We start from the raw sequence: 26,997 nt of genomic DNA, 5'->3' as shown, positions 1-26,997 counted from the left end.
CTTGAATAAGCAGAAATAGTGATGATTTTTGAATATGTTAAACGTGCTAGACCTGTTCTCTGGAATTGGGGGGTTTTCCCTCGGATTTGAGCGGGCGGGCTGGCATACCATCGGCTTTTGCGAGATAGAGCCGTCATGTCAGCGTGTATTGGCGAAACACTGGCCGAATACGCCGATTATCTCGGACATTAGGAACTTAAACGCGACTTCTGCGCCAGATTCCGTCGACATTATCTGTGGTGGTTTTCCCTGCCAGGACATCTCCGTGGCGGGCAAGAAAGCTGGAATCACAGGCAGTCGCTCGGGACTTTGGAAAGAATACGCACGATTAATCAACGAACTGAAACCGCGCTATGCAATTATCGAGAACGTGGCAAACCTGCGATCTAGTGGACTTGTTACCGTCCTCACGGATTTATGGCAGATCGGGTATGATGCGGAATGGCATTGCGTACCAGCTTCCGCCCTTGGCGCACCTCACAGACGCGACCGAATCTGGATTATTGCCTACCCCAACCGCGAGCGATGCAACGGTGGGCGAGATATTCGGGAAAAACGATACATTCAAGGTGACCAAGAGCGGTTCGATTCGAAAATATACGAAGAATGGCATCGGGGGCAGCCTGGGTCTGGCTCGGTATGTGAAATTCTGGCCGACACCGTGCGCGCGGGATTGGAAGGACACAGCAATCTCACTGGAGATGCTCGCCCGCGAGGGCAAATCCTTCAGCCGTCACAAGTTAGCCTGCTGCGTAGCCTTGGAGGAAATCCATGGTGGGGAAATGAACCAGAAATCTCACGATTAAAGGATAATGGCTTAAACCCTGACTGGGTGGAATGGCTGATGGGTTTTCCTATCGGCTGGACAGAAGGCGGAAGCCGCAAAGAACGGCTTTGCAGCCTTGGCAACGCAGTTGTGCCGATCATCCCAGAGATGATTGCCTTCAGCATTAACGAATACGAAAAAACCTATGTCCACACCAACCTATCCCGTCAGCACGATTGCGAAACTGTTTAACCTGACCGAACGGCGGGTGCAACAACTGGCAAGCGATGGTGTCATCCCAAAAGCTGAGCGCGGCAAATACGACCTTGTCGCATGCGTGCGCGGATACATCGCCTTTTTGCAGGATCGCGCCTTCGGCAAAGAAGTCATCCACGTCGATGCTCACCAGGAGCGGGCAAGATTGCTGAAAGCACAGGCCGACAAAACCGAACTGGAGGTGAAAACGCTTAAAAGCGAACTGATCCCCTCCAATGAAGTGGAGGCGCAATGGGCTGGGCTGGTGGTGGCGTTCCGTTCCCGCATGCTCGTTCTACCAACGCGCGGAGCGCATCTAGCCATAGGACTCAAGGAGTTTCATGAAATCGAAAGTGGCCTGAGGGAGCTGGTGCATGAAGCATTAACCGAGTTATCCCTCTATGACCCAGACACAATCAGCAATCCTGATTTCCAAGATAGCGAAATTGGCAGCACCGCCGCCGAACATGACGGTGAGCCAGTGGGCGGACAGCCATCGGCAACTGAGTAGCGAAGCCAGCGCAGAACCTGGCAGATGGAATACGAACCGCGCTCCCTATCAGCGCGAGATCATGGACGCATTATGTGATCCACGGGTGGAAACCGTGGTGATTATGTCCTCTGCCCAGATCGGCAAGACTGAAGTTATTAACAATATCATCGGCTACCACGTTCATCTAGACCCGTCGCCGATACTACTGCTCCAGCCTACGCTTGAAATGGCGGAAGCATGGAGCAAAGACCGTTTCGCACCGATGCTGCGTGACACGGATGTGTTGCGTGGCCTGGTGAAAGACCCGCGCACGCGCGATAGCGGAAACACGCTTCTGCACAAACGCTTCCCTGGTGGTCACATCACCATGGCGGGCGCAAATTCGCCAGCATCACTGGCGAGCCGTCCTATCAGGCTGGTGCTATGCGATGAAGTGGATCGTTATCCTGCTTCGGCAGGTACGGAAGGTGACCCTGTCAGCCTTGCGAAAAAACGCACGACGACTTTCTGGAATCGTAAGCTGCTGCTTACCTCCACCCCCACCATTAAGGGGGCAAGCCGCATTGAGGCGGCATTCGAGCAGAGTGATCAGCGGCACTTTCATGTGCCATGCCCACAATGCGGCGAATACCAGACGCTGAAATGGGGCCAAGTGAAATGGGACAGCGGAGATAATGGCCACAAGCCAGAAACCGCCCATTATGTCTGCGAGCATAACGGTTGCATCATCGTTGATAGCGATCGGCACGCCATGCTGAAAGCGGGTCGCTGGGTGGCAGAGCAGCCGCTCACGGATATTGCGGGTTTTCACATCAACGAGCTTTACAGCCCGTGGGTGACGTTTGCCCAGACCGTGACGGATTTTCTGCGGGCGAAAGCCTTGCCAGAAACGCTCAAAACCTGGGTGAACACTTCCCTTGGCGAGCCATGGGAAGAAGAAGGCGAAACGATTGAGGCCGATGTCCTGCTGAACCGCAAGGAAAGCTGGGGATCGGATGCGCCCGAACAGGTGGTGCTTGTCACCGCTGGTGTCGACGTGCAAGGCGACCGATTGGAGATCGAGGTCAAAGGCTGGGGTATTGGCGAAGAATGCTGGTCACTGGATTACCGTATTTTTTACGGCGATCCCGCACAGGATTCAGTGTGGCGTGAGTTGGATAGCTATCTGCTGAAGCCCATCCGCAGCAAAACAGGCGTGAATCTTAATATCGCCTGCGTGTGCGTGGACTCAGGCGGACATCATACACAAGCTGTCTACGAGTTTTGCGGTGCGCGTGCCGTGCGCGGTGTGTTTGCCGTCAAAGGTATTAACCAGATGGCAAAACCGCTGGTGGGCAGACCGAGCAGAAACAATCGCTACAAGCTGAGGCTTTACCCGATTGGAACGGATACCGCCAAGGAAGTGATTTACAGCCGCTTGCGTATCACCGAGCCAGGGATTGGATACTTCCATTTCCCGCTCGAACGCGACCGTGAATATTTCCTGCAGTTGACGGGGGAAAAGCAAGTTACCCGCTTTACCAAAGGCGTGGCTCGGCGCGAGTGGATTAAAATCCGCAGTCGCAACGAGGTGCTTGACTGCACGGTATATGCGCTGGCGGCGTTCAAACTTTTGAATCCTGACCTGGTGCAACTGGCCGACAATCTGGAGAGAACGCAGCACGCTGCGCCAGAACCAGAAACGACTGACACATCAAATTCAAAACCCCAGGCGCAGTGGATACCGCGCATGGACAACTGGCTATCGAGATAAATATGGCATTCACACAAACACAACTGGACGCGCTGGAAGCGGCAATCGCCTCTGGCACGCTTGAGGTACGCACAGGCGACAAGTCCGTGCGCTACCACTCGCTCGACGAGATGATCAAGCTGCGTGATGTCATCCGCAATCAACTGAATGCTGACGCGCAATCAAAGCCAAGCCGCGCCAGCTTCGCATCATTTGTGAAGGATTGATATGTGGTTAGATGACATCATAGGGGTGTTTTCGCCTCAATCCGCCTTCAAGCGTAAGCAAGCCCGTATTGCCATAGACGTTCTCGCGCGTGGCTATGAGGGCGCAAAAACTGGCAGACGGATTGATGACTGGGTCACCAGCGGCACATCCGCCAATGCGGAAATCGGTGGCGCGGGCAATCGCCTGCGCGAGCGATCACGCGATCTGGTGCGGAATAATTGCTACGGCAATAAAGCCATTGAGGTGTTCGTTGGCAATGCCATCGGCACAGGTATTACCGCACAGGCAACCACAGATTCGGATCGGCTGAATAAGCAGATCATGGATGCATGGCGCGATTGGTGTCAGTTCTGCGATGCTGACGGCGACCTCGACTTTGAGGGCATTCAGTCTCTTGCTGCGCGTGCCATGTTTGAAAGCGGCGAGTGCTTTATCCGCTTTCGTGACATCGGTTTTAGCAAAACCATGCGCGTGCCTATGCAGTTGCAGGTGTTGGAAGCAGATTTCCTCGATACGGCAAAAACCACTACGGGCGAAAACGGTAACGTCATTCGCCAAGGCATTGAGTTTGACAGCCAGAACCGCCGTGTTGCCTACTGGATGTGGCCGCAGCACCCAGGCGAAAGCATTGTTGGCAAAACCAGTTTTCAAAGCGTGCGTGTGCCAGCGGATCAGATTTTACACATCTTCCGCAAGCTGCGTCCTGGTCAATATCGCGGTGTGACTGCCTTCGCTCCTTCCATGGTGCGATTGCGTGATCTCGACGGGTACGATGATGCAGAATTATGGCGCAAAAAGATTGAAGCCTGCTTTGCCGCCTTCGTTGTTCAAAACAACGGCGCGGACGGCCCTATTGTTGGCAACGTAGCACGCAAAGGTAATACCGCTGGCGGTGAACCTCAGAAAATTGAGGAGTTCCGCCCTGGCATGATTGAATATCTCCAACCTGGTGAGGATGTCCGCTTTGGCAATCCCAGCAGCGACGGGAACTATGAATCCTACGAGCGCGTGCAGCTTCACGCTATCGCCGCAGGGCTTGGCATTACATATGAGCAGCTGACAGGCGACTTGTCGCAGGTCAATTACAGCAGCCTCCGCGCAGGATTGCTAGAATTCCGCCGCACCGTAGAAATGATCCGCTGGCAGGTGCTGATTCCTAAATTATGCGCTCCTGTGTGGCGGCGGTTCATTGACCGTGCGCTGGTGGCAGGCGTGATCAGTAAAGCTGACTATGCCGTTAGCTGGACACCGCCCAAATTCGAGATGATCGATCCGATTAAAGACGCGCAAGCCGACACCTTGATGATACGCAACGGCACATTGACGCAGAAAGAAGCCATCGCGCGTCAGGGCTTTGACCCAGACAAGCAGCTTCAAGAAATCGCCGCAACCAACAAGCAACTCGATGATCTGGGCGTGATCCTTGATTCCGACCCACGCAACACAGCCAAGAGCGGGATGGTGCAAACAGAAAATTCAGGAGTACAAACCAATGACAGCAGCAAAAATTCCAAAGATTGAGCGTAAAGACCTGCCGCTACAAACACGGTTGGCAAGTTTTGAAGAACAACAGGCGGAAACGGAGGATCGCGTATTCAACGTGATCTTCACGACTGGTGCAATCGTTCGCCGTTACAATTTCATGGCGGATGAATCCTACGACGAGGAACTGGTGGTGAGTCCCACCGCTCTACGGCTCGGAAGATTGAACTCAGGAGCAGCCCCCGTCCTTGATACCCACTCGGATTTTACCCTTGAAAATATCAAGGGTGTGGTGATGGGCGGCAGCGCACGCATCGAAAACGGGCTTGGCTATGCCAGCCTGAAAATCGACGGCGGCGCGGAGAATGAATCCGTTATTCGAAAAATTCGGGATGGCATCATCCGGAATGTCAGCGTTGGCTATCGTGTCCACCGATACGAGGTCATACGCAGTGAAGGCACAGTACCGCTTTACCGTGCCGTCGACTGGGAGCCTTACGAAATATCACTTGTTCCCATCGGTGCGGATGCTGGTGCTGGCATTCGTTCCAACCCTCATACATTTCCGTGTGAGATTATCAATCCTCAACCTTTTAAGGAGTTAAGACTTATGACCGATATCGACAACAAACCGCAGGAGCAGGATACTCCTGCAACCCCGCAAACGGAAACCCCTCCTGCTGCGAATCCCCCAGCAGCAGACCCGCAACCTGCTACACCCGCATCGACTGAAGAAGCGCGTGCGGAAGGTGCTCGCCTTGAACGCCAGCGTGCAGCGGAGATCACCAAGATCACCCGCTCTGCCATGCTGCCCGACACATTTGCCCATAAATTGGTAAGTGACGGCACTGCCATTCCTCAAGCCCGTAAATTGGTGCTGGATGAATTGGCACGCAAAAGTGGCGAAAACGGAGAAATCCGCCCGCAGATTTCCATCGTGCGTGACGAGATGGACTCAGCGCGTGCCATGGTGGAAAATGCATTGCTTCACCGCCATGATCCAAAAACCTACAAGCTGGATGATGGTGCACGCGAGTATCGTGGCATGACCCTCATGGAAATGGGGCGTGACTTGCTGGAACGCAGGGGCATTCGCTCTCGCGGTCTTTCCAAGTCGGAAGTGGCTGGTAGCATGCTGGGACTGGAAATGCGCGGTGGGTTTCATTCCACCAGTGATTTCCCTTTGATTCTGGCAAACGTAGCCAATAAAACGCTGCGTGCCGCTTACGAAGCTGCTCCCCAGACCTTCAAAGGCTTTTCACGTCAAACTACGAATCCAGATTTCAAAACCATCGCCCGCACACAGTTGGGTGATGCACCTACGCTCGAGAAGGTAAATGAGTCTGGTGAGTTCAAGCGTGGCACTGTCAGTGAGGCTCGTGAACAATACGCGCTTGCCACCTACGGCAAGGTCGTGGCTGTTACGCGCCAAACCATCATCAATGATGATCTGGGTGCATTCACCCGTTTGCCAGAGATGTTCGGCCGCGCTGCTGCCGACCTCGAAAGCGATACGGTGTGGGGCATTATTACCAGCAACCCGAACATGGGTGATGGTGTGGCACTGTTCCATGCCACCCATGGCAACCTTGCGGGTGCTGGCGCAGTCATCAGCGTGGCAACACTTGGAGATGCGCGTGCGGGCATGCGTAAACAGAAAGGCTTGAACGGACGCTTTATCAACGTCATGGCCAAGTATCTGATAGTGCCTGCTGCCATTGAAACGGTGGCCGAGCAATTCGTGACCCAGACGAACATCGTCTACACCAAGAACACCGATTATAATCCGTTTGCCAACAAGCTGCAGGTTATTGCGGAGCCTCGCCTTGATGCTGCTTCGGCGATTTCCTGGTATCTCGCCGCTGATCCTGCCCAGATCGATACCATTGAGTATGCGTATCTCGAAGGACAGGAAGGCGTTTACCTCGAAAGCCGTGTTGGCTTCGATGTGGATGGCGTTGAACTGAAAGCGCGTCTGGACTTTGCTGCTAAGGCAATTGACTGGCGCGGTTTCTGGAAAAACCCAGGCGCATAATCCTACCCCTGACTACCTAACCACGAGCGGCTTTGAGCCGCTTTTTTTGTATCTAACTCAAAGGAGAATCCTATGAAGACTTTCGTTATGGAGGGTAAAACCCTTACCCTTATCGCCCCGTATGCCCTGACTTCTGGTCAAGGCTTGCTGGTTGGTTCAATTTTCGGTGTGGCATCGGGTGATGCTGCTATCAGCACCGAAGTAGAAGCAGTCACTGACGGTGTGTTCACGCTGACCAAAGCAACAGGTGCGGCATGGACAGTCGGTGCGCTGATCTACTGGGATAACGCCGCACGTAACTGCACCACCACGGTTGCCACCAACAAACTGATCGGCGTGGCGCAAGCCGCTGCTCTTTCTGGCGACACGGTGGGTAATGTGCGCCTTAACTCAGCGTTCATCAGCTAATGAGCGTTTTTAACACAGCGATACAAGCACTGTTCAACGATAGAAATCTTGCGGTTGATGCCACTTTCATTCCGCAGGTGGGTGTATCAAAGCCAGTGCGTGTGATTACCCGTGCGCCTGATGTGTATCAAAATGTCGGACAGTCGGTGATTGAAACCCCAAGCCTGGTGCTTGAGGTGCAGGTCACTGACTGTCCCGCAATATGCCAGGGCGACCAGTTTATCATTGATACGATTGCTTACACCGCGCAGGGCGAACCTCGGCGCGATAGTGAGCGGCTGTTATGGCAGGTGGATTGCTATGCGTCTTGAAGCAGCGATTAAGGGAGATCTCCATAAATTCATGGAGCAGCAGAAGATTGCGGCGGAAACCGCTGTTACTGCTGGCGTAGCGGAGATCACGGATCGCATTAAAAATGATCTGCGCGGACAAGTCGCGGGTGCTGGGCTTGGTAGTAAGCTGGCGAAAAGCTGGCAAGCCAAGCTCTATCCCAAGGGTAAGAAATCGATTGATGCTGCTGGCTGGGTGTTTTCCAAAGCACCGAAGCTAATCCGCGCCTTTGATGAAGGCACGCTGATTAAAAGCAAAGACGGTTTCTTTCTGGCAATCCCCACCGAAGCCGCTCCGAAGCGTGGTGTCGGTGGAAAACGCATCACCCCGTCGAACTTTCCTGAACATTCATTGGGGCGGCTGCGATTTGTCTATCGCCCTGGGAAAATATCACTGCTGGTGGTTGACGGATTGCGGGCTGGCACGGGCAAGCGCGGCGGCTTCCGCAAAGCCAGTGAATCCGCACTGAAAACAGGTCGAGGGCTGGCCACAGTGGTGATGTTCTTCCTCGTCCCACAGGTGAAGCTCAGAAAACGGCTTGATTACAAGGCTGTGGTCAATCGGTGGGAACCTCAGTTGCCACAAACCATTTTGAAACATTGGCCGCAGGATAAAGGAAATGACCAGCAAACGTGAACAGATATTAGATCGCCTGAATACCAAAATGAACGCTCTGGAAAGCGCAACCGTCAAGGTTTACCGCAATCTGGATAAACCGCAGAAGATCACATCGGGTGGCATTATCATCCTGCGCGATGGTGGTGGCGAAGAACCTGAAGTGCTGCTCTCACCGCTCACCTATATTTATGAGCATCTGGTAACGGCAGAAATCATGGTGCAAAACCCCGATCCCGCGATCAGGGACAGCACACTGGATGCTCTGCTCGTCAGTATCGGCGGTGTTATCAATGCCAATCGCACGCTCGACGGGCTGGCGGAGTGGATCGAGGCGCGATCACCCGATTTTCAGGAAGAATCCATTGAGGGAGCAGCCAGCATCCGCACCGCCACGGTGCTGATCATGGTGCGCTTCTTCACGACTGACCCGCTCAATTAATCAACCTAACAGGAGTAATATTTATGGCTCGATCTTATGGCTCGGCAGCAACTCTGCTTGCCTTGAAAGAAGTAACCTATGGGCTTAAGCCCGCTGGTAACTGGGAAAAATTCGCGTTTGTATCCTCGGATTTAAGCGCAGAACAAAATCTGATTTCATCCGATCTGCTGGGGCAAGGACGCGAACCACGCGCACCTTTCCGCGATGTGATCAACGATGAAGGCAATCTGGTCATCCCCGTGGAAGGCCGCGACTTTGGTCGCTGGTTACAGCTTCTGCTTGGCAACCCTGTATCTGCTGGCGTTGCTGCGACGGGTGACATCACCTTCACCGTCAACCCCAGTGCAGGACATACCATCACCATTAACGGTATAGTGTGGACGTTCGTTGCCAGCGGTGCGACGGGAACACAAACCAATATTGGCGGCAGTTTGGCTGCTACGCTTACGCAGTTGGCAACCGACCTTAATGCTTCGGTGAATGCCAGCATTACGCCTGCCACTTATTCTAACGGCGGTGGCACGAAACTGAATATCGTGCATGACGCAGTTGGCGGCGGCGGTAACAGCTTCACACTGGCTTCTGGCAATGCCAACGGCGTGGCAAGCGGCGCAACGCTCTCAGGCGGTGGTTATACCCACACCTTTATCAGTGGCGCAGCCAGCCTTCCGTCCTTTGCGGCGGAAATCGGCCATGCCAATGTGCCAGCCTATTTTGTGCATACGGGATGCATGCTCAATAGCATGGCGATGAATTTTCAGCGGTCTGGCTCTGCTAATGCCACGCTGAATATCATTGCCCAGGGCGAAACACGCTTTGCATCCACGCAAGGCGGCACACCGACAAGCCGAGTGTACAAGCCATTCAGCCAGTTTAACGGCTCAATCAAACGCAATGGCACTGCGCTTGCCAATATCACAGGAGCGCAATTTACTTACTCCAACGGTATGCAAGCCGTGCCTACCATTCGTAATGACGCACTGATCGAAGGCGTTGATCCTACAACGATCTCCGTCAATGGCAGCATTGATGTGCGCTTTGCCGATACCACGCTGGTGGATGATGCAATCAATAACACCGCGATTGAACTGGAGCTTGCCTACAAGCTGGCTGGGCTGGACGGAAATAACTTCTCGCTCACCTGGACATTCCACGAAGTGTATTTGCCGCGACCGCGCATTCCTGTGTCGGGACCAGGCGGCGTGCAAGCCAGCTTCAACTGGCAAGGCGTGTTCGACGACTCTCTCACAAAATCCGTCACTGTCGTTCTGAAAAACGACATCACCACTTACCCATAAGGAGAAGTTATGCTCAGATTAAATCTCAAAAAAGAACCGTACTGGCTGGATTTACCCGCAGGGGTGAAGGTCAAGGTGCGCCCGCTTTCCACCGCAATAATGAGCGCGGCGCAGTCATCCGTGATCAAGCAGATCACCGACTGGCGGCAGGAACGTAAATCCCGCTTCGATGTTGGCGCAGATGTCAGTGATCTGCCTGATGTGGATGACGAACTCACCCGCCTCGGGCTTTCGGAATCCATGCTGATTAAAGCCCTTGCGTGTGGCGCAGTCATTGAATGGCAAGGCGTGCTTGGGAGTGTTGGCGATACAGTGTCTCCAGTAAATCATCAGACCGTAAATGATCTGATGGACATCTGGTTTGTGGCGCAGGAGTTCTGGAAACAATACACAGCGTCCCTTTCGCTATTGGAAGCCGAGGGAAACGCATCAGGGCTCGCAGCAGCTGGCACTTCGGCGGCGGGTCTGGATATTGCAAAGGATGCCATGACGAAGAACTCCCGTGCAGTAAAGGTGAAAAAAGCCAGCTAACGGGCGAACTCTGCCCCTACATCCAGCATGAACCCACCACCCATGAAGGGTTTGAAACGTGGGAAATCATCCTGCGGTGCAGTGGGCAACTGAAACTTTATCCCAGCGGCAAAATCGCAGGGTTCGACATTCCAACCATTTTAAGCGTGACCCAGGTGCTTGGCTACGAGCCGCGAGCACTCTTGCTTCTGCTCGACTATGCCGAGGCAGGGTTACGAGAGGCAATCCGTAACCATGGCAACAGCAACTCAGAACATTTCGATCAGGATAGCGGTCGTTGACGGCGATAAGGTACGCCGTGAATTAACGCTCACTGGTGAAGCGGGACAGCGTGCGCTTGCCAAAATTAAGGAAGCCACTGCGCCTGCCACGAAATCACTGGCAGCGGTGAATGTCGTTGGTGAGCAAGTGCGCTACGGCATGGAGAATCTTGCTGGCGGCACGGGTTCTCTGGGAGCAAGCCTTACTCGTCTTGGCCCTGTTGGGCTGGCGGCTGCGGCAGCGATTGGTGCGCTGGGCTTGGCGGTTGCGGGCGGCATTAGAGAGTTCAAAGAAGCGGAACAGGCACTTAACCAACTAAACGCCGCACTCAATGCCACTGATTTTTCTGCTGGCGTTACGGCGAAAGAAATTACTGCGCTCGGTGAAGCCGTTGAAGGCAACACCTTATTCAAGAAGGAAGCGATACAGCAAGCCGCAGCTTCTCTTACATCTTTTCAGAATGTAGCGGGTGAAACTTTTACCCGCGCACTGAAACTATCAGCCGATCTGGCAGTGCGTCTGGGAACGGATTTACCGTCTGCCGCTGATATGCTGGGTAAGGCACTGGAAGCCCCAGAAGAAGGGCTTGGCAGACTGGCGCGGAAATTCAGTGACCTATCGCCCGCACAGAAGGAAGCAATCGACAACTTCGTTAAGCTGGGGGATGTCGCTTCTGCCCAGGCAGTCATCCTTGAGCATCTGGAATCCAAAACCAAAGGGCTGGCAGAAGCACAGGCACAGGGATTAACGGGTGCTGCTGACACATTGGGTGATGCATGGGACGATTTGCTGGAATCGTTTGGCAGAACCATCAGTGAATCAGGCGCGGCTCAAGTCAGCCTGAACTTGCTCACCAAAGCGGTGCGCGGCTTGCAGGAAGCGATTAATCCAACACGCGAGCAGCGCAAAAGCGAACTTGAAGAAGAAATCAGCAGCCTAAAGGATAGCTTTGGCACGAAGGTGGATCAGTTCGTGCTTGGCAGTGCGCCAGTGCTTGAGCAGAAAAAACGCGAACTGCAAAAGATTAATGAGGAACTTGCCGCCGAACAGAAGAAGGCGGATGAAGAAATACAGAACGCCCGCACCGCCGCTGAAAAAGCTGCGGCCGAGCGGCGCAACAACCAGCTGCTTGAGCTTCAGAAGAAATATCTGAAAGAATATGAGGACGTAACACTCACCGCGCAGCAGAAAATCCTGCGTGATGCCGAGGAACGCCGCAAGCAGATCGTAGCTCTGAACAAAGGGTGATACCAACAGCGATGCCGCAAAAGAAGCATTGGCTGCGCTTAATGCCTCCACCAAGGCAAAACTGGCCGATGCAAATAAATCAACGGCTAAGTCTTCCGTTGCCACAAAGGATGATAGCGAGGAAAAACGCGCCCGTGCAATTGAGGAAATCAATCGCGGAATATTGCGAACCAAGCCTTCCTATGACGTTGCCAAGCAGGCACTGGACGAGTGGAAAACCAAGCTGATTGAAAACCTTGGCGGCGCGAGCGAAGCCAATCAGCAATATATCGACAAGATCGAACAGATCTATTCGGTGAAGCTGAAGGAAATTTACGACAAGTCATTGCTCGATAGCGATAAATGGGAGGACGGCGCAAGCCGTGCTCTCAAACGCTATGCGGATGAAGCCACCAATGCCGCCAAAAACGCCGAGGATTTGTTCGGCAGCGCTGCTAGCAAGGTGGAAGATACGCTGGTGGATATGGTTACCACGGGTGAGTTTTCGTTCAAGAAACTGGGCGACCTCGTGCAGTCCATCGAGCAGGATATTTTGCGGATGTTCATCCGTCAGCAGGTCACTGGCCCCATCGCAGGTGCGCTGGGTGATTTTGTCAAAGGCAGTGGCGGCGATATTTTCGGCAGCATCTTCGGTAGCCTGTTCCATGATGGTGGTGTGGTCGGCGCATCCAGCGTTGCCCGCCGCGCTGTGCCTTCGCATCTGTTTGCAGGTGCGCCACGCTTTCATAACGGACTGATGCCTGACGAGTTCCCCGCCATTTTGCAAAAGGGCGAAACCGTGCTGCCACGAAACAGCAAAATGGGCGGCAACAATATCACCTTTAATATCACCACTCCAAACGCGCAGAGCTTCATGGATTCCCAAGGGCAGATCATGAGCAAGCTGGCGACCCAGTTGGGGCGGCATAAATCGAGGAACGGATAATGCCCACATTTCATGAAGTACAGTTTCCACCCAAAGTCGCTTATGGCGCATCGGGTGGCGCGGAGTTTAACACCAGCATTACCACCACCTTCTCAGGATTCGAGCAGCGCAACGTCAACTGGCAGAAAGCGCGTGGTCGCTGGGACGTATCGACTGGTATTAAAACCAAGACCGATATGGACATCCTGCAGGCGTTCTTCCGCGCACGATTCGGCAAAGCCTATGGCTTCCGCTTCAAGGACTGGAGCGATTACCAAGCGGTGGGGCAAACGCTCGGCACAGGGAATGGCACGCAAACAGCCTTTCAGCTGACAAAAACTTATACCAGCGGTGCTTACAGCTACAGCCGCGACATTAAGAAACCCGTCACTGGCACAGTAAAAATCTACCTGAACGCCGTGCTTCAAGGCGCAGGATTCAGCGTTGATCTCACCACTGGGATTGTCACTTTCTCTGCCGCGCCTGGTGCGGGTGTGATTGTGAGCGCGGATTTTGATTTCGATGTGCCAGTGCGCTTCGACACCGACACGCTGGCTGTGCGTGCAGACGGCCCAGGCATTTTTGTCTGGGATGCAATTCCAATTGTGGAGATACGCTTATGAGAACCGCCTCAAGTAATATGGCCGCGCATCTGGCGGGTGAAGTTACCAGCCTTGCTGTTTGCTGGAAACTGACTTTGACCAGCGGCACGGTGATGGGATTCACCGATCACACCGATGATCTGACTTTTAGCAGCCAGCTTTATAAAGCCGCGACGGGTTTTTCACCCACCAGCGTTGAAACCAAGGATAAATTCAGCGTCGATAATCTGGACGTGGCAGGAATCCTCGACGCTGCGGCAATCACCGAAGCTGACATCATGGCAGGCAAATATGACTTTGCCGAAATTGAAATCTTCATGGTGAATGTCACTGATCTCTCGCAAGGATCAATCACGCACCGCCGTGGGTGGCTTGGTGAAGTGAGTTTGAAGAATGGACAGTTCGTTGCCGAAGTGCGTGGTCTGGCACAGAAATTACAGCAGAACATCGTTGAACTTTACAGCCCCACATGCCGCGCTGTGTTCGGTGATACGCGCTGCAAAGCCAATCTTGCCAGCTACACGGTGGGCGGAACGGTCAACACCATCACCAGCCGTCAGGTCTTTATCAGTAATTCCATGGTGCAGGCGGCGGGATATTTTTCCAGTGGGGAAATCGTGTGGCTGACTGGTGCAAACGCTGGGCGGCGCATGGAGATCAAAGAGTTCTCGAACAAGCAATTCACATTGGTGCTGCCGATGCCAAACAACGTAACGGTGGGCGACACCTTCAACGCCATCGCTGGCTGCGATAAAACCATCGCCACTTGCGTGGCAAAATTCAATAACGCCGTCAATTTTCGCGGTGAGCCTTACGTCCCAGGTATGGACAAGATGCTCGCCACCTCAGCAACATCCAATGATTTACAAAGCGTATGACACATTCACAGGACATCGTAATCCAAGCTCGTACATGGCTTGGCACGCCGTTTCACCATCAGGCGCGACTTAAAGGCAAAGGCTGTGACTGCCTCGGCCTCATTGTAGGCGTGGTGGATGAACTCGGCTTAAAGGATACGCATGGTCAGCCCCTCGCTGCCTATGACGAGGTTACCTATTCCAGAGAGCCTGACGGCGCATATCTTACGCAAAAGCTCACTGCCTTGCTGGAAGAAGTGCCGTTTACAGAAGCCCAAGCTGGAGATCTGGCTTTGTTCACCGTGCGCGATAACCCGCAGCACATGGCACTCCTAACGGATTACGAAGGCACGATTGGCATGATCCATTGCTACGCGCAGGCGCGGCGTGTGGTGGAGCATCGCCTTGATGATGACTGGAAATCAAGACTCGTGAAGGTATTCAGATGGCAGCAATAGTTTTAGCAGCTGCGGCCAGTTCCGCCGCCACATCACTCGGCGCAGGCACATTCTTTGCCGCCGTAGCTGGTGGTGCGGGCGGATTTCTGGGTGGGTTCGTTGACCGTGCTATTTTCGGCGGTGGCAAGGCACGCATCAATCAGGAAGGCTCACGCCTGACCGATTTAATGGTGCAGGCTTCCACCTATGGCAAGGCAATCCCTGTCGTTTACGGCAATGCCCGTATTGCAGGAAACGTCATCTGGTCACGCCCGATTCAGGAGCATGTGACTACCAGCACGCAATCCTCTGGCGGTGGTAAAGGTGGCGGCGGAGGTGGTGGCGTGGAAACCACTACGACCAGCTACACCTACACGGCTTCACTGGCAGTGGCTATTTGCGAGGGTGCAATCAGTGAAGTGGTGCGCGTATGGGCGGATAGCAAACAGTTGGATTTAACCCAAGGCAGCTACACGCTTTATCTGGGTGACGAAACGCAACTGCCTGATACCTATATCTCATCGTTCTATACGGCTGGGCAAACGCCAGCCTATCGCGGCATGTCCTATGTGGTGATTAAGGATTTCCCTCTAGGGGATTTTGGCAACCGCATTCCGAACTTTACCTTTGAGGTGCGCCGCACGCTGAAGAAACCCTTCGACCTTGAGGACAAGATTAAAGACATCACCATTATCCCTGGTGCTGGCGAATTTGTATATGACACGGTGGTGCAGGAAAAAACCAGCGGACAGCAGGATGTTTCAGGCAACTTCGTTCAGGGCGGAAAAGTTACCAAGATGAACCTGAACAATCTGAATAACAAAGCCGATATGCTGGTGGCTCTTGATAACCTGAAAGCCAATCTCCCGAATGTGGAATGGGTGTCGGTAGTGGTGAACTGGTTTTCCGACTCCGTCGATCCCGCTGTGAGTATCATTAAGCCTGCGGTGGAGTTTGACGGTCAAGGAGCGCGTGTTGCGCCCGATGATTGGGCGGTCGGCAGCTTTACACGCACGACTGCACACGAGATTCTGACGTTCCCAGACGGCACTCCCACTTACGGTGGAACGCCGACCGATAAAAGCATTGTGCGGCTATGCCAGGAGTTAAAGGCGCGTGGTTATAACGTGTTGTTTTATCCGATGGTGCAAGTGGATACTATCACGCCACAAAGCAAGCCATGGCGCGGCAGGATTACGGCTACCACCATAGCGGATGCAAATAACTTCTTCACGCGCACCAATGGCTACAATGGGTTCATCACACATTATGCCAACCTCAATGTTGGCGGCGTGCTGCTGAAGAACAACATCGATGCTTTCATGATCGGTTCAGAGTTGATCGGTCTGACGCAATACATGAATCCGACGGGTGTGTTCCCAGCGGTGACGCAGCTTAAAAGCCTTGCCGCCACGGTGAAATCTGCTGTCGGCGCAGGCGTGAAAGTGATGTATGGCGGCGATTGGAGCGAATATCACTCGGTAAACGGCTGGTATAATCTCGATCCGCTATGGTCGGATTCCAACATCGATGCGGTGGCGATTGATTGCTATTTTCCGCTCACGCCAGATCTACCGCAATCGCAGATCGACTATCAGGCGGTTTATGACGGCTGGACGCAGGACGAAGGCTGGGATTATTACTGGGACGGCACGCGCACCACTCAAACCTTCTATTCAGGCTCAACCTATGCCTGGAAGAATGTGCAGCACTGGTGGAACAGCACCCATACCAATCCCGATGCCAGTGGCACGGCATGGACTGCCAAAATGAAGCCTGTGTGGTTCTCGGAGCTTGGTTTCCCTTCGGTGGACGGCTGTTCGAACCAGCCGAACGTGTTTGTTGATCCTGACTCAGTGGAGAGTTTCTACCCTCGAGGTTCGCGTGGGCGGGTGGATTTTCTGGCGCAACGCACTGCGCTTGATGCATCCATCGATTATTTGGATGCACAAAACGTACTGGATGCTAATTTTATTCCACGCAAGTTTATCTGGACGTGGGACGCACGGCCGTTTCCGTTCTTCCCCGACCTCGGCTCGGTGTGGGCGGACGGCAGTAACTGGAAAACAGGGCATTGGGTGCAAGGCAAGCTGGGGCTGTCAAACCTCGGCCAGATCGTTGCCGATCTGCTGAAGAAGGTTGGCTACGATACGACGATGTATGACACCAGCCGCCTGACAGATATTGTTTCTGGCTTCATCATTACGAACCGCCAAACGGTGCGTGCTTGCCTTGAACAACTGTCGACCGCTTACTTCTTTGACATGGTGGAATCGGACGGCTTGTTGAAATTCATCAAGCGCGGCAAGGTTTCCAACACCACGGTGGACTTTACCGAACTGGTGCCAGGTGATGATGCGATCAACACTTTTAGCATTACCCGCACGCAGGAACTGGAATTGCCACGCCAGGTGGATGTGATTTATCTGAATCGCACGGCGGATTATCAGGCTGGCACGCAGTCCTCACAGCGGCAAACCGTCAAAGCGGTGGATTACGCCACGGTCAACCTACCGATTGTACTTTCGGATCAGGAAGCAAAAGTGGTGGCCGATGTCACCCTTTACAATGCCTGGGTGGGACGTGTGCAGTATCAATTCACTGTGCCGCCGAAATATGCGCTGCTTGAGCCAACCGATGTGATTACCGTTACAAAGGACGGAGCAGCCTATGTCATGCGGATCAATTCCACCAAGCTGGTGCGGAATGGGATGCAGGAAATCATGGCGGTTGCGGAGGATGTCAGCAGCTATGATTTCTATAATCCCGCTGGCACTGGCACACCGAACTTACAGCCACCAACGAGCATTTCCGCCACACGGCTGGAACTGCTTGATCTGCCAGCGTTCCCAACGGATGCGGTGACGGATGCTTATCTGCGCTACGGCGTGGTGGGCTTGGGTGGCGACTGGACAGGTTCGGCGGTTTACCGCTCGGATGATGGTGGCTCAAACTATGCGCTGATGCAAACGCTTACGGCGCAGGCAACCATCGGCGCGGTGCTGAATATCATTCCCGCAGGGACGATTTACACCTGGGATAATAGCACCACCATCGATGTGCTTTTAACCTTTGGCCAGCTGCAAAGCGTGACCGACATTGCCGTGCTGAATGGCGCGAATGTATGCGTCATCGGCGATGAGGTGATTCAGTTCCAAACCGCCACATTGCTTGATACCAACAAATACCGCCTCTCAAACCTGCTGCGTGGGCGGCTTGGAACGGAATGGGCGGTCAGCGGTCATGTAGCAGGTGAACGGTTTATCATGCTGACAAACGCTCTGGCGCGTGAGCTTATGGCTTCTTCTGGCTGGAGCATTAGCAAGAAGTACAAGCCCGTAACGATAGGCTCTACGCTTGGGGCAACAACCGCGCAGGACTTTACCTATGCGGCAAGAGCCTTAAAGCCCTATGAGCCCGTGCATATCGTGGGTAGCCGCAACACAGGTGGTGATCTCACCATCAACTGGAAGCGGCGCACACGGATCGGTGGCGATTGGCGGGATGCAGTGGACATTCCGCTCTCCGAGGAATCAGAACGCTACGAGGTAGAAATCATGCAAGGCGTAACGCTGAAGCGCACGATTACTGGCCTGACATCGCCCACAACCATCTACACCGCCGCGCAGCAGGTGACGGACTTCGGTTCGGCACAAAGCAGCGTCAGCGTGAAAGTCTATCAACTTTCCGCAGCGGTTGGGCGTGGCAATGCAGGCATAGCCACCATCTAAAACTTAACAACTTAACCAAAGGAACATCCGATGCCCAACACCACGGGACGATTACTGCTGCCTTATATTCTGCAATCGCAGAGCCAGAAGGAAGTCACCCATAACGATGCGCTTAACATTCTCGACGTGCTGATTCAGGCAGTCGTGCAGGATGTGGGTTTGAACACGCCACCTGGTAGCCCAACGGTTGGGCAATGCTGGGTGGTGGGTTCATCCCCTACGGGCGCATGGGCAGGAAAAGCCAGCCAGATTGCTCAGGCAGCGGATGGTGGCGGCTGGTTCTTTGTCGCCCCATTTAAGCGGCTGAAGCTCTGGAATGAAACCACCGACGAATACGTGATGTTCGACGGCACAAACTGGGTGTCGGAAGGATTGCTGCTCAAGGAAACAGGCGAATATCTGCGGGTGGAACACAAAACCGAGGATGTGACTGTCAACACAGGCGCATTCAAGGACACCACCATTCAGATTCCCGACCGCGCCATTGTGCTGGCGGTCAACGTGCGCGTGATTACGGCAATCACCGGCGCGACATCCTTTGGCATTGGGGTTGCTGGCGACACCACACGCTACGGAAACTTGATCGGTACTGCGCTGGATTCCACCAATATCGGCATCACCAGCCCACTGGCGTATTACGCCAACACCGCTATCCGCCTGACCGCGAACGGCGGCAACTTCACGGGCGGCGTGATCCGCACGACGATGCAATACCTCAAACCTCGCGGCCCATGGACATGGTAATTTTATGACAACACATCCAGCAAAACATAATCTCTACGTCTATCGCGGTGCGACTTTATCAGAAGCCGTTACCTGGAAGGACGAAAATGGCATTCCGATTGACCTGACAGGGTTCACAGCACGGATGCACATGCGGGAAACAATGGATTCCGCAACGCCATTTCTCACACTCACCACGGAAAATGGTGGGATCACCCTGGGCGGCGCAGCTGGCACGATTGATATCCTTGCCTCGGCAACCGCTACCTCTGCCATTACGGCCACGGCTGGCGTTTACGATCTTGAACTGATCGCCTCGGACACAATCACCGTTACCCGTCTGTTGGAAGGGATTGTCTTTATCAGCCCAGAGGTAACGCGATGACCGACATTATCACAGTTAACAAAGTCATTCAGATTGTGAAGGTCGAGGAAAAACGCCTCGATGTGGTGACAGTCGGCACTCAGGGGCCACCAGGCACAGGAGGAAGCGGCAGCACTCCGCAGGCTGAACAAACCACGGTGGATTTTGGCAATGCCAGTGGCGGTGAAAGCGATCTGGCAATTGTCGCAGTTGCAGCTGCATGGGTCACGAATGGCTCAGTCATTCTTTGCAATGCCGCAGGCGTGAGCACGCCCGACCACGATCCTGAAGATGCTGCACTGGAGGGCATTACCGCCATTGCCGCCAATCTGAATGAAGGCGTTGGTTTCGATGTGGTAGCGCGTGCGCCGCAGGGAAGCTGGGGACGTTTTAACATCAACATCATAGGAGTTTGATATGAGTATTATTCTAAAATCTGGCGATTCCGCCGACCTTGCTTCGGTGGACGCAAACAAGCGGCTGAAGGTCAATCTGCCTATGGCACTGGCCGACTCTGGCTATTCTGTGATCGCTGGGGAATCCCATGACGGCGCAAGTGGCGAGCCGCGACTGGTTCGTGCGGCACGAGTTTCAACGGATGGTCGCTTGCGCGTGGGCGTGGACAACATTTACTGGGCGGATACCTTCAACCATACAGTGGTGGACGGCAGTGCCTATCAATGCGTCACCGCCACAGCAACACTTGCCATGACAGGCGGTTTTCTGGTGCTGAATGCGGGCAACTCGGTAGCTTCCGCTGCGGTGGCACGGGTTCAAACCTTTAAAACCTTCCCACTGCATCCTGCTGGCTCATTGGAAGTAGCATTCCGCCAGCGTTTTGCCATTAACCCGATTGCCAACAACGTCTGCGAATTTGGGCTTGGCTTTGCTGCCACGACGGCCACGCCGACCGATGGGGTATATTTCAAGATCAACAGCGCAGGTGTGCTGGTAGGCGTGATGAACATTAACGGCACGGAAACCACCACCGCGCCGATGCCTTCGCCAGTAGCAAATGAGGTTTACTATTACCGCATTGTCATCGAGCAAGATCGGATTGAGTTCTACATCGACGGGGTGCTGGAAGGTGTCATTCTTTCGCCTAATACCGCTGCCGCAGTATCGCTCTCGCGTTGGCAACCACTGCTGATGCGCTGCTATAACGCCGCTGCCACAGGTTCGGCGCAGCGCATGGAAGTGGCTGATGTAGCAGTGATCGCCCGTGATCTGGCATTGAATCGCTTATGGCCAACAGCAATGGCTGGTGCTGAGTACGGCAGCTATAATAACCCTCGTGGCTCGGCAATGGGGCAATCTGCCAATTATGTAAACAATACCGCGCCTGTATCTGCCACGCTTTCTAACACGGCGGCAGGCTACACCACACTTGGAGGGCAGTTTCAGTTTGCGGCAGTGGCTGGGGCAGAAACGGATTATGCACTGTTCGGATTCCAAGTTCCCGCCGCCGCAGCGGCTGGTGGAAACCGCAATCTGGTGATCCGTGGCATTCGCATTGAAACCTTCAACATGGGAGCGGCTTCCGCTACCACGCCAACGCTGCTGCAATGGGCATTAGGTGTTGGTGCAACGGCCGTATCGCTTGCTACATTAGATTCCATCACTGCAGGAACACGCGCTCCACGCCGTGTGCCACTCGGAATCCAGTCCATGCCTGTTGGCACAGCCATTGGTGGCTCACTCACACCAATTGATGTGAACCTCGACGCACCGATTTATGTCGCGGCCGGCACGTTCCTGCACATCATCCTGCGTATGCCTGTCGGGACAGCAACCGCATCGCAGATCATCCGTGGGCTGGCGATGATCAACGGCTACTTCGAATAAACCCAACCTTTAATCAATCAAGACCAGCCGCCCTTTGAGGCGGTTTTTTTATGCCTGGAGGAAACATGACCCAAGAACAAGAAGCAGAACATCTCGACGTACACGTTGCCGTGTGCGCGGAACGATACAAGTCGCTGGAAGGACGGCTCGACCGCATTGAGCGCGTCATGTGGTGGATGCTCACCACGCTAATTTTAGCACTTGGGGGCATGGCGTTTGAACTGGTGGTGCTCATCGGGGGGAGGATTATATGATTACACTCTTTGGATCATTATTAGGCTTTCTCTCAGCAGCTTTCCCAGATTTCCTGAAGCTGTTCCGTGACGCGCAGGATCGCAAGCACGAGCTTAAAATCCTCGAATTGCAGATGCAGCAACAGGCTCAGGGGCATGTAAACCGCCTGGAGGAGATTCAGGTGAATGCGGACATCGCCGAATCCCAAGCCCTCTACAAGACCTACAACGTAGGGATTCGCTGGGTGGACGCGCTGAATGGCACGGTGCGCCCCGTCATCGCCTACAGCTTCTTCATTCTCTATGCGGCCGTGAAGGTGATGCAGTTTTCCGCTGATATGCCGTGGCTGCTATGGACGGCAGAAGATCAGGCGATCTTTGCAGGCATCATCAGCTTCTACTTCGGCCAGCGTGCAATGGCAAAACTGCGGAGCGGTAAATGAGGCACATTTCCAAGCAAGGGCTTGACCTTATCTGCCGCTTTGAAGGGTTCTCGCCAGTCATTTACATCTGCCCCGCGGGCTATCCCACCATCGGCTACGGCCACCTGATTACCGAAGCCAACAAAGAGCAGTTCCTGGACGGGGTGGACGAGGACGAAGCGTTGGAACTACTCCGCAGCGATGTCGGCAAAGCCGAACGCGCGGTGCTGCGCCTGATTGCTGTGCCGCTCACGCAGGGGCAGTTTGACGCACTGGTATCGTTCACCTTCAACCTGGGCAGCGGTGCGCTCCAGCGTTCCACGCTCCGCCGAAAAGTGAACCGCGAGGAGCATGATGACGCCAGCCGAACTCATGAAATGGGTCTGGGCTGGCGGCAGGAAACTGAAGGGTCTGGTTAAGCGCAGGGCTGCGGAGATAGAGCTATATTCTAAAGCTATTTCTTGAACTTTTTAAAGTTCTCTGCCTGTTCAAATATTTCTTTGTAAACCTCATCACGATCCACAGGTGGGTAATCGTATTTAGCCAGTAGAATAATGAGATCTGCCTTCAACTCCGCCTTGATGTCGTCTCGTTGGCTCCAATCTGTATATTTTGCCTTATCATCAACAACTTTTTTAACTTCTTGTGCCAGCAGAATAAGCCTCTCATCTGGATAGTTGAAATCATATCTTCGCATCAACTCTTTAAGGATGTCGTAAAAGGCTTTTTCTTCAAAATCGATACCAAGGTCTGCATAAGATTCACGCTTTTTTTTGAGCGCATGATAGAGATCAATAATTTCGTCCGTAAATTCATCCAGCACTTCGCTTCTCAGAACATCCTGCTCCTTACGTTCGTTATATTTTTCAACAAGTTTTTTAAACTTCTCTGAGAAATCAACGCCTTTGACTTTGTTTGTCTTTTTGAAATCTTCAATGGCCTTGGTCAGTAGTTGCTGCAGTAGCTTAATTTTTGTGTTGGGTAGTTTGATCCTCTCGATCTTTGCAAGATAGTCGTCGTCGAAAATATCGATCTCAGCTTGTTTGTCATCACCCAGCTTAAAGATTTCCTCAACGCCATCGCTATGTAAAGCCTCTTTAATCATCTCACGCACACGAGCATTCATCTGCGCTGTGTCTGGAGCATTACCTTTAGTCAGTTTGAAAACTATAGAACGAACGGCAATATAAAAATGAATGAGATCACGCTCCTCCTGACTAATTTTTTCACTACCACAGCAAATGTCATAAGCAGCCTTCAGTCGTTTCACCAACATCATGAATCGCTTTTCAATATTCTGGGTGATCTGAACAAATTCAGCAGCCATATTCAGGCATTCAAGTTGTTGTAATGACGAGCCTGTAAAGAACGGAGCTTTGTTAAATTTATGGAACAGCTTGGCAAGCAGATCGAGGTGATCTTTCACAATAACAATCGATTGTTCAATTTCTTCAATGTTCTGGCCATCAGTTTTTGAGTAATGAGCGAGTGCCAAATTCATTTGCCGCTTGATGCCAATATAGTCGACCACCAATCCCTTTTCTTTGCCCTCATATTTACGATTTACGCGGGAGATAGTCTGGATAAGATTATGCCGCTGGATTGGCTTATCGATATAAATCGTATCCAAGAAAGGAACGTCAAATCCAGTCAGCCACATATCCACTAGGATGGCGATTTTGAAGTTAGACTTAGCTTCTTTGAATTGGCGATCTAGTTCCTTACGATATTTTTTGTCACCCAGGGTTTTATAAAGATCTTCTGGATCATCCTTGCTGCGAGTCATGATCATCTTAACCCGTTCCATTGGCTTAATCTCTTTCTGCTCTTTCTCTGTCAGATTGGCTCCAGCTTCCGCAATTCTCACTTCTGCCCATTCTGGCCTCAGGGCAATCAGCTCCTTGTAAAAGGCATAAGCAATTGGCCGAGAGCTACTTACAAACATTGCTTTGCCTTTGACGGTCGATCCCTCAAGAACACGGCGTTCATAGTGCTTTACGAAATCAGCGGCCAATGCTTTCAGACGATCAGGATCACCTAGAATAGCGTTCATTTGAGCAGAAGCCTTCTTGCTCACCTCAATCGCATAATCAGTAGAACCATCTTCGGCGCACTGATTGTAATATTCCTCAATTTCCTTCAGCTTGCTATTGTCTAACAATACTCTTGCTGCGCGACCTTCATAGACAATCCGTACAGTGATTTCATCTTCCACGGATTCTGTCATTGTGTATGCATCTATCACATCACCAAACACATCCAGCGTAGCATCGATAGGCGTACCAGTGAAACCAACATAGGTAGCATTTGGCAGGGAATCATGCAGATATTTGGCAAAGCCAAAACTGCGCTTCACGCCATCGGCAGTTACTTTTACCTTCTGATCTAAATTGATCTGGCTGCGATGTGCTTCATCCGAAATGCAGATCACGTTGCTACGATCCGTCAACAGCTCTGTGTCCTCGGTGAATTTATGAATAGTGGTCAAGAACACGCCGCCACTATCGCGCCCTCTAAGCTGCGCCCTCAGATCGTCACGACTTTCTACACTTATGATATGCTCATCACCAACATACCCCTTTGCGTTGGTAAACTGCCCAGAAAGCTGATCGTCAAGATCAGTACGATCCGTAATCAGAACGATAGTTGGGCTGGATAGCTCCACACTCCGCATCAACAGTCGAGTGAGGAAGAGCATGGTGAAGCTCTTGCCACAGCCAGTAGCTCCGAAATAGGTGCCACCCTTACCATCCCCTTGCGGCTTGCGATGTTCTAAAATGTTCTGATAAAGTTTATTGGCCGCATAATATTGAGGATAGCGGCAAACCACTTTTTCGCTTTTCTTTGAGGTATCTGGGAAATAGACGAAATTGCGAATAATATCGCGCAGACGATGTTTATCAAACATTCCCTTGGTCATCGTGAACAGGGAGTCGATGCCATCCTTATCAAGCGTTTCATTACCTTCAATCTTCCGCCAAGCGTAAAAGAACTCATACGGGGCAAAAAACGACCCCATTTTATTATTTGCGCCATCGCTAATGACACAGAACGCATTATATTTGAACAGCTCAGGTATGTCGCGTTTGTAGCGAACAGTCAGCTGAATATATGCATCGTGAATGGTGCATTCTTCGCGTACTGCGCTCTTGAATTCAAACACCACCAACGGCAGACCATTTATGTAGAGAATACCATCTGGGATGCGTTTCTCAAATCCGTTGATTTCCAGCTGGTTTACGATTTTGTAGAAGTTTTTATCGGCTTCTGTATAGTCAATCAGTTGTATAAACAGGTCTTTTTTATTGCGGTCTTCACGCTTGAGCAGGAAGCCATCAGAGATCATTTTCATTATGGCTTTGTTGCTATCGTAAAGGTCAGATGCAGGTTTATTCTCCATTTGACGTATAATACCCTCAATCTCAGAAGCAGTAATTCCTTCCGCAGAATAATGGCTTTTCAGAAAGGCGCGGAGATCATCCCTGATCAGCACATCTGATGGATCACGCGTTATCGTACCACCTGGCATATGAGAGATATCCTGTTGCAGGATCAGCTCTATAATCGCTTCTTCAAGGGCTGTTTCAGTGAATCTCATTTCGCCTCCCAGACATTTTGGCACTAAGAATAGTCAGTAAATCAGTCAAAACCTTATTCTGAGACTTGATAACTTCAGTAAATGAACCCATAGCCAAGGCCATATTTTGGAATTTCTTCATTATCGATTGGTCTGGCTCAAGTAGCCGTATTGCTGAAACCTCTGGAATTGTTAACTGTCCTTGGGCAGAAGCACCGCTATCGTATTTAAGATTCTTGATAGACTCGTAAAGATAATAAAGAAAACATCCTTCTTTGGGAGTAACAATTATCAATCTTACGATTGGAAAAAACGGCTTCAACCTGAGGACTGTATAACCGATAATGGCTCCTCGGGCAGATATCGTGATGCATTTTTTAGTTATCTTTGCTTTGTCAGTATATCCAAATATACCCTCTTTCTCTGTGCTATTAGAATAAATAGGGATTGAGCATTCTTCGGACACGACCTCAGAGAATACTTCTGGTACGTCTCCGCCAGCATTGATGGTAGCCATTTCATCAAGCCTAGCATATCTCCATCCCTTCGGAATTTCTTGCTCTAAATCCTCACAATAAACCATTTCACCACCATTGGACTTATATGGTGTGCCTACCAGTTCTGGCTTGCCTATGAATGAGGCGTATTCAGAGGAAATAGGAAACTCAAATTCTATAAACCAGCGTTTGTAGATTGCTTGTAATGTTTCAGCCGATTTATGAACAAGATTGTCAGTTAATCTTATACGACTTGTTATAGATTTATTAGTCTGAACAACGTACATCTGTTGTTCTATTGGCGGTATAAAAATAGGAAGCTCACAGAATTGTTCCCAGCTGATTCCTCCTCTTACATCACCCCCGCTTATGTATCCAACCCACCGATCAGTTTCTCTCCTAGATAACCACATCATCAGATAGTCTGAAAGCAACAGACGCTCGTCTGCAGATTCAAAAACATAATAAGCTGCAGAAACAATTGCAGTTTCATATTCCTTAAGAATATCGACAGGTAGTTGCTCGTCTCTTCCAACACTCATTAACTTGCATGCCAACTGGTTGCGTTTAATGACCTTGTAAGTGCTGAGATCTACACCATGTATGTTTGCTACAGAGGGGATAAATTTTTTCAATGCTGACACCCAAAAGCGTTTTGGTTTGTAGATCAGAATTTCTGAT

General features: G+C 52.1%; 26 protein-coding genes and 1 pseudogene. 25 read left to right on the top strand and 2 right to left on the bottom strand.

From position 1 onward, the window contains the following. Window positions 1-34 precede the first annotated feature (34 nt). The 25 genes and pseudogenes from dcm (at window position 35) to IPP74_12670 (ending at window position 22,707) form a co-directional block, all read left to right on the top strand. Window positions 35-1,018: a DNA (cytosine-5-)-methyltransferase gene (dcm, locus tag IPP74_12790; GenBank protein MBL0320145.1), complete on the top strand. Its 984-nt coding sequence runs from the start codon at window positions 35-37 to the stop codon at window positions 1,016-1,018. Continuing rightward, entirely contained in the window at window positions 972-1,532 is a 561-nt protein-coding gene (locus IPP74_12785; GenBank protein ID MBL0320144.1) for a terminase small subunit, Nu1, read from the top strand. The genes dcm and IPP74_12785 overlap by 47 nt, the downstream gene beginning before the upstream one ends. After that, complete coding sequence (locus IPP74_12780) at window positions 1,423-3,267, top strand: phage terminase large subunit family protein (GenBank protein ID MBL0320143.1); 1,845 nt, start codon at window positions 1,423-1,425, stop codon at window positions 3,265-3,267. Before IPP74_12785 ends, IPP74_12780 begins: the two co-directional genes overlap by 110 nt. Before the next feature lie 2 nt (window positions 3,268-3,269). Next, window positions 3,270-3,473 carry a hypothetical protein gene (locus tag IPP74_12775; GenBank protein MBL0320142.1) on the top strand — a complete coding sequence of 68 codons (204 nt, stop codon included), beginning with the start codon at window positions 3,270-3,272 and terminating at the stop codon, window positions 3,471-3,473. A gap of 1 nt (window position 3,474) precedes the next feature. Next, window positions 3,475-4,995 carry a phage portal protein gene (locus IPP74_12770; protein MBL0320141.1) on the top strand — a complete coding sequence of 507 codons (1,521 nt, stop codon included), beginning with the start codon at window positions 3,475-3,477 and terminating at the stop codon, window positions 4,993-4,995. Then, window positions 4,967-6,991 carry a Mu-like prophage major head subunit gpT family protein gene (locus tag IPP74_12765; protein MBL0320140.1) on the top strand — a complete coding sequence of 675 codons (2,025 nt, stop codon included), beginning with the start codon at window positions 4,967-4,969 and terminating at the stop codon, window positions 6,989-6,991. Before IPP74_12770 ends, IPP74_12765 begins: the two co-directional genes overlap by 29 nt. A gap of 72 nt (window positions 6,992-7,063) precedes the next feature. Beyond that, window positions 7,064-7,399, top strand: coding sequence for a DUF2190 family protein (locus tag IPP74_12760; GenBank protein MBL0320139.1), 336 nt, complete (start codon window positions 7,064-7,066; stop codon window positions 7,397-7,399). Continuing rightward, complete coding sequence (locus IPP74_12755) at window positions 7,399-7,710, top strand: hypothetical protein (GenBank protein MBL0320138.1); 312 nt, start codon at window positions 7,399-7,401, stop codon at window positions 7,708-7,710. Before IPP74_12760 ends, IPP74_12755 begins: the two co-directional genes overlap by 1 nt. Continuing rightward, a complete protein-coding gene (locus IPP74_12750; GenBank protein MBL0320137.1) occupies window positions 7,700-8,365 on the top strand; it encodes a hypothetical protein in 666 nt (221 codons plus the stop codon). Before IPP74_12755 ends, IPP74_12750 begins: the two co-directional genes overlap by 11 nt. Then, complete coding sequence (locus tag IPP74_12745) at window positions 8,349-8,786, top strand: acyl-CoA transferase (GenBank protein MBL0320136.1); 438 nt, start codon at window positions 8,349-8,351, stop codon at window positions 8,784-8,786. Before IPP74_12750 ends, IPP74_12745 begins: the two co-directional genes overlap by 17 nt. Window positions 8,787-8,809: 23 nt before the next feature. Then, complete coding sequence (locus IPP74_12740) at window positions 8,810-10,084, top strand: hypothetical protein (protein MBL0320135.1); 1,275 nt, start codon at window positions 8,810-8,812, stop codon at window positions 10,082-10,084. A 9-nt stretch (window positions 10,085-10,093) separates the two neighbouring features. After that, the gene (locus tag IPP74_12735; GenBank protein ID MBL0320134.1) at window positions 10,094-10,615 is read left to right on the top strand and encodes a hypothetical protein; all 522 of its coding nucleotides are present in this window, start codon (window positions 10,094-10,096) and stop codon (window positions 10,613-10,615) included. Window positions 10,616-10,849: 234 nt separating this feature from the next. Further along, on the top strand, window positions 10,850-12,124 hold the full coding sequence (locus IPP74_12730) for a phage tail length tape measure family protein (GenBank protein ID MBL0320133.1): 1,275 nt from the start codon (window positions 10,850-10,852) through the stop codon (window positions 12,122-12,124). A 28-nt stretch (window positions 12,125-12,152) separates the two neighbouring features. Next, window positions 12,153-13,049 carry a hypothetical protein gene (locus tag IPP74_12725; protein MBL0320132.1) on the top strand — a complete coding sequence of 299 codons (897 nt, stop codon included), beginning with the start codon at window positions 12,153-12,155 and terminating at the stop codon, window positions 13,047-13,049. Then, the gene (locus IPP74_12720; GenBank protein ID MBL0320131.1) at window positions 13,049-13,651 is read left to right on the top strand and encodes a DUF2460 domain-containing protein; all 603 of its coding nucleotides are present in this window, start codon (window positions 13,049-13,051) and stop codon (window positions 13,649-13,651) included. Before IPP74_12725 ends, IPP74_12720 begins: the two co-directional genes overlap by 1 nt. Then, window positions 13,648-14,508 (top strand): DUF2163 domain-containing protein, encoded by an 861-nt coding sequence (locus IPP74_12715; GenBank protein MBL0320130.1) that lies wholly within the window; start codon window positions 13,648-13,650, stop codon window positions 14,506-14,508. Before IPP74_12720 ends, IPP74_12715 begins: the two co-directional genes overlap by 4 nt. Further along, window positions 14,505-14,945: a C40 family peptidase gene (locus IPP74_12710; protein ID MBL0320129.1), complete on the top strand. Its 441-nt coding sequence runs from the start codon at window positions 14,505-14,507 to the stop codon at window positions 14,943-14,945. The genes IPP74_12715 and IPP74_12710 overlap by 4 nt, the downstream gene beginning before the upstream one ends. Further along, entirely contained in the window at window positions 14,933-18,655 is a 3,723-nt protein-coding gene (locus IPP74_12705; protein ID MBL0320128.1) for a glycoside hydrolase TIM-barrel-like domain-containing protein, read from the top strand. Before IPP74_12710 ends, IPP74_12705 begins: the two co-directional genes overlap by 13 nt. A 30-nt stretch (window positions 18,656-18,685) precedes the next feature. Beyond that, window positions 18,686-19,399, top strand: a complete 714-nt coding sequence (locus IPP74_12700) for a DUF2793 domain-containing protein (protein ID MBL0320127.1) — start codon at window positions 18,686-18,688, stop codon at window positions 19,397-19,399. Window positions 19,400-19,403: 4 nt separating this feature from the next. Continuing rightward, complete coding sequence (locus IPP74_12695) at window positions 19,404-19,763, top strand: hypothetical protein (GenBank protein MBL0320126.1); 360 nt, start codon at window positions 19,404-19,406, stop codon at window positions 19,761-19,763. A gap of 35 nt (window positions 19,764-19,798) precedes the next feature. Then, the gene (locus IPP74_12690; GenBank protein MBL0320125.1) at window positions 19,799-20,158 is read left to right on the top strand and encodes a hypothetical protein; all 360 of its coding nucleotides are present in this window, start codon (window positions 19,799-19,801) and stop codon (window positions 20,156-20,158) included. Between the two features lies 1 nt (window position 20,159). Continuing rightward, a complete protein-coding gene (locus tag IPP74_12685; GenBank protein MBL0320124.1) occupies window positions 20,160-21,587 on the top strand; it encodes a hypothetical protein in 1,428 nt (475 codons plus the stop codon). A gap of 65 nt (window positions 21,588-21,652) precedes the next feature. Beyond that, a complete protein-coding gene (locus tag IPP74_12680; protein ID MBL0320123.1) occupies window positions 21,653-21,841 on the top strand; it encodes a hypothetical protein in 189 nt (62 codons plus the stop codon). A gap of 113 nt (window positions 21,842-21,954) precedes the next feature. Continuing rightward, on the top strand, window positions 21,955-22,263 hold the full coding sequence (locus IPP74_12675; protein MBL0320122.1) for a hypothetical protein: 309 nt from the start codon (window positions 21,955-21,957) through the stop codon (window positions 22,261-22,263). Continuing rightward, window positions 22,260-22,707 (top strand): annotated as a pseudogene (locus IPP74_12670) (lysozyme). The gene IPP74_12675 and the pseudogene IPP74_12670 overlap by 4 nt, the downstream one beginning before the upstream one ends. Here IPP74_12670 and IPP74_12665 read toward each other — a convergent pair. Both IPP74_12665 and IPP74_12660 read right to left on the bottom strand, forming a co-directional pair. After that, on the bottom strand, window positions 22,697-25,840 hold the full coding sequence (locus tag IPP74_12665) for a type I restriction endonuclease subunit R (GenBank protein MBL0320121.1): 3,144 nt from the start codon (window positions 25,838-25,840) through the stop codon (window positions 22,697-22,699). The pseudogene IPP74_12670 and the gene IPP74_12665 overlap by 11 nt on opposite strands. Further along, the gene (locus tag IPP74_12660; protein MBL0320120.1) at window positions 25,827-26,951 is read right to left on the bottom strand and encodes a restriction endonuclease subunit S; all 1,125 of its coding nucleotides are present in this window, start codon (window positions 26,949-26,951) and stop codon (window positions 25,827-25,829) included. Before IPP74_12660 ends, IPP74_12665 begins: the two co-directional genes overlap by 14 nt. Between the last annotated feature and the right edge of the window lie 46 nt (window positions 26,952-26,997).

This window comes from Alphaproteobacteria bacterium, assembly GCA_016722515.1.
GTDB lineage: Bacteria > Pseudomonadota > Alphaproteobacteria > Rickettsiales > JADKJE01 > JADKJE01.
This window is presented reverse-complemented; position numbering and strand designations above follow the sequence as displayed.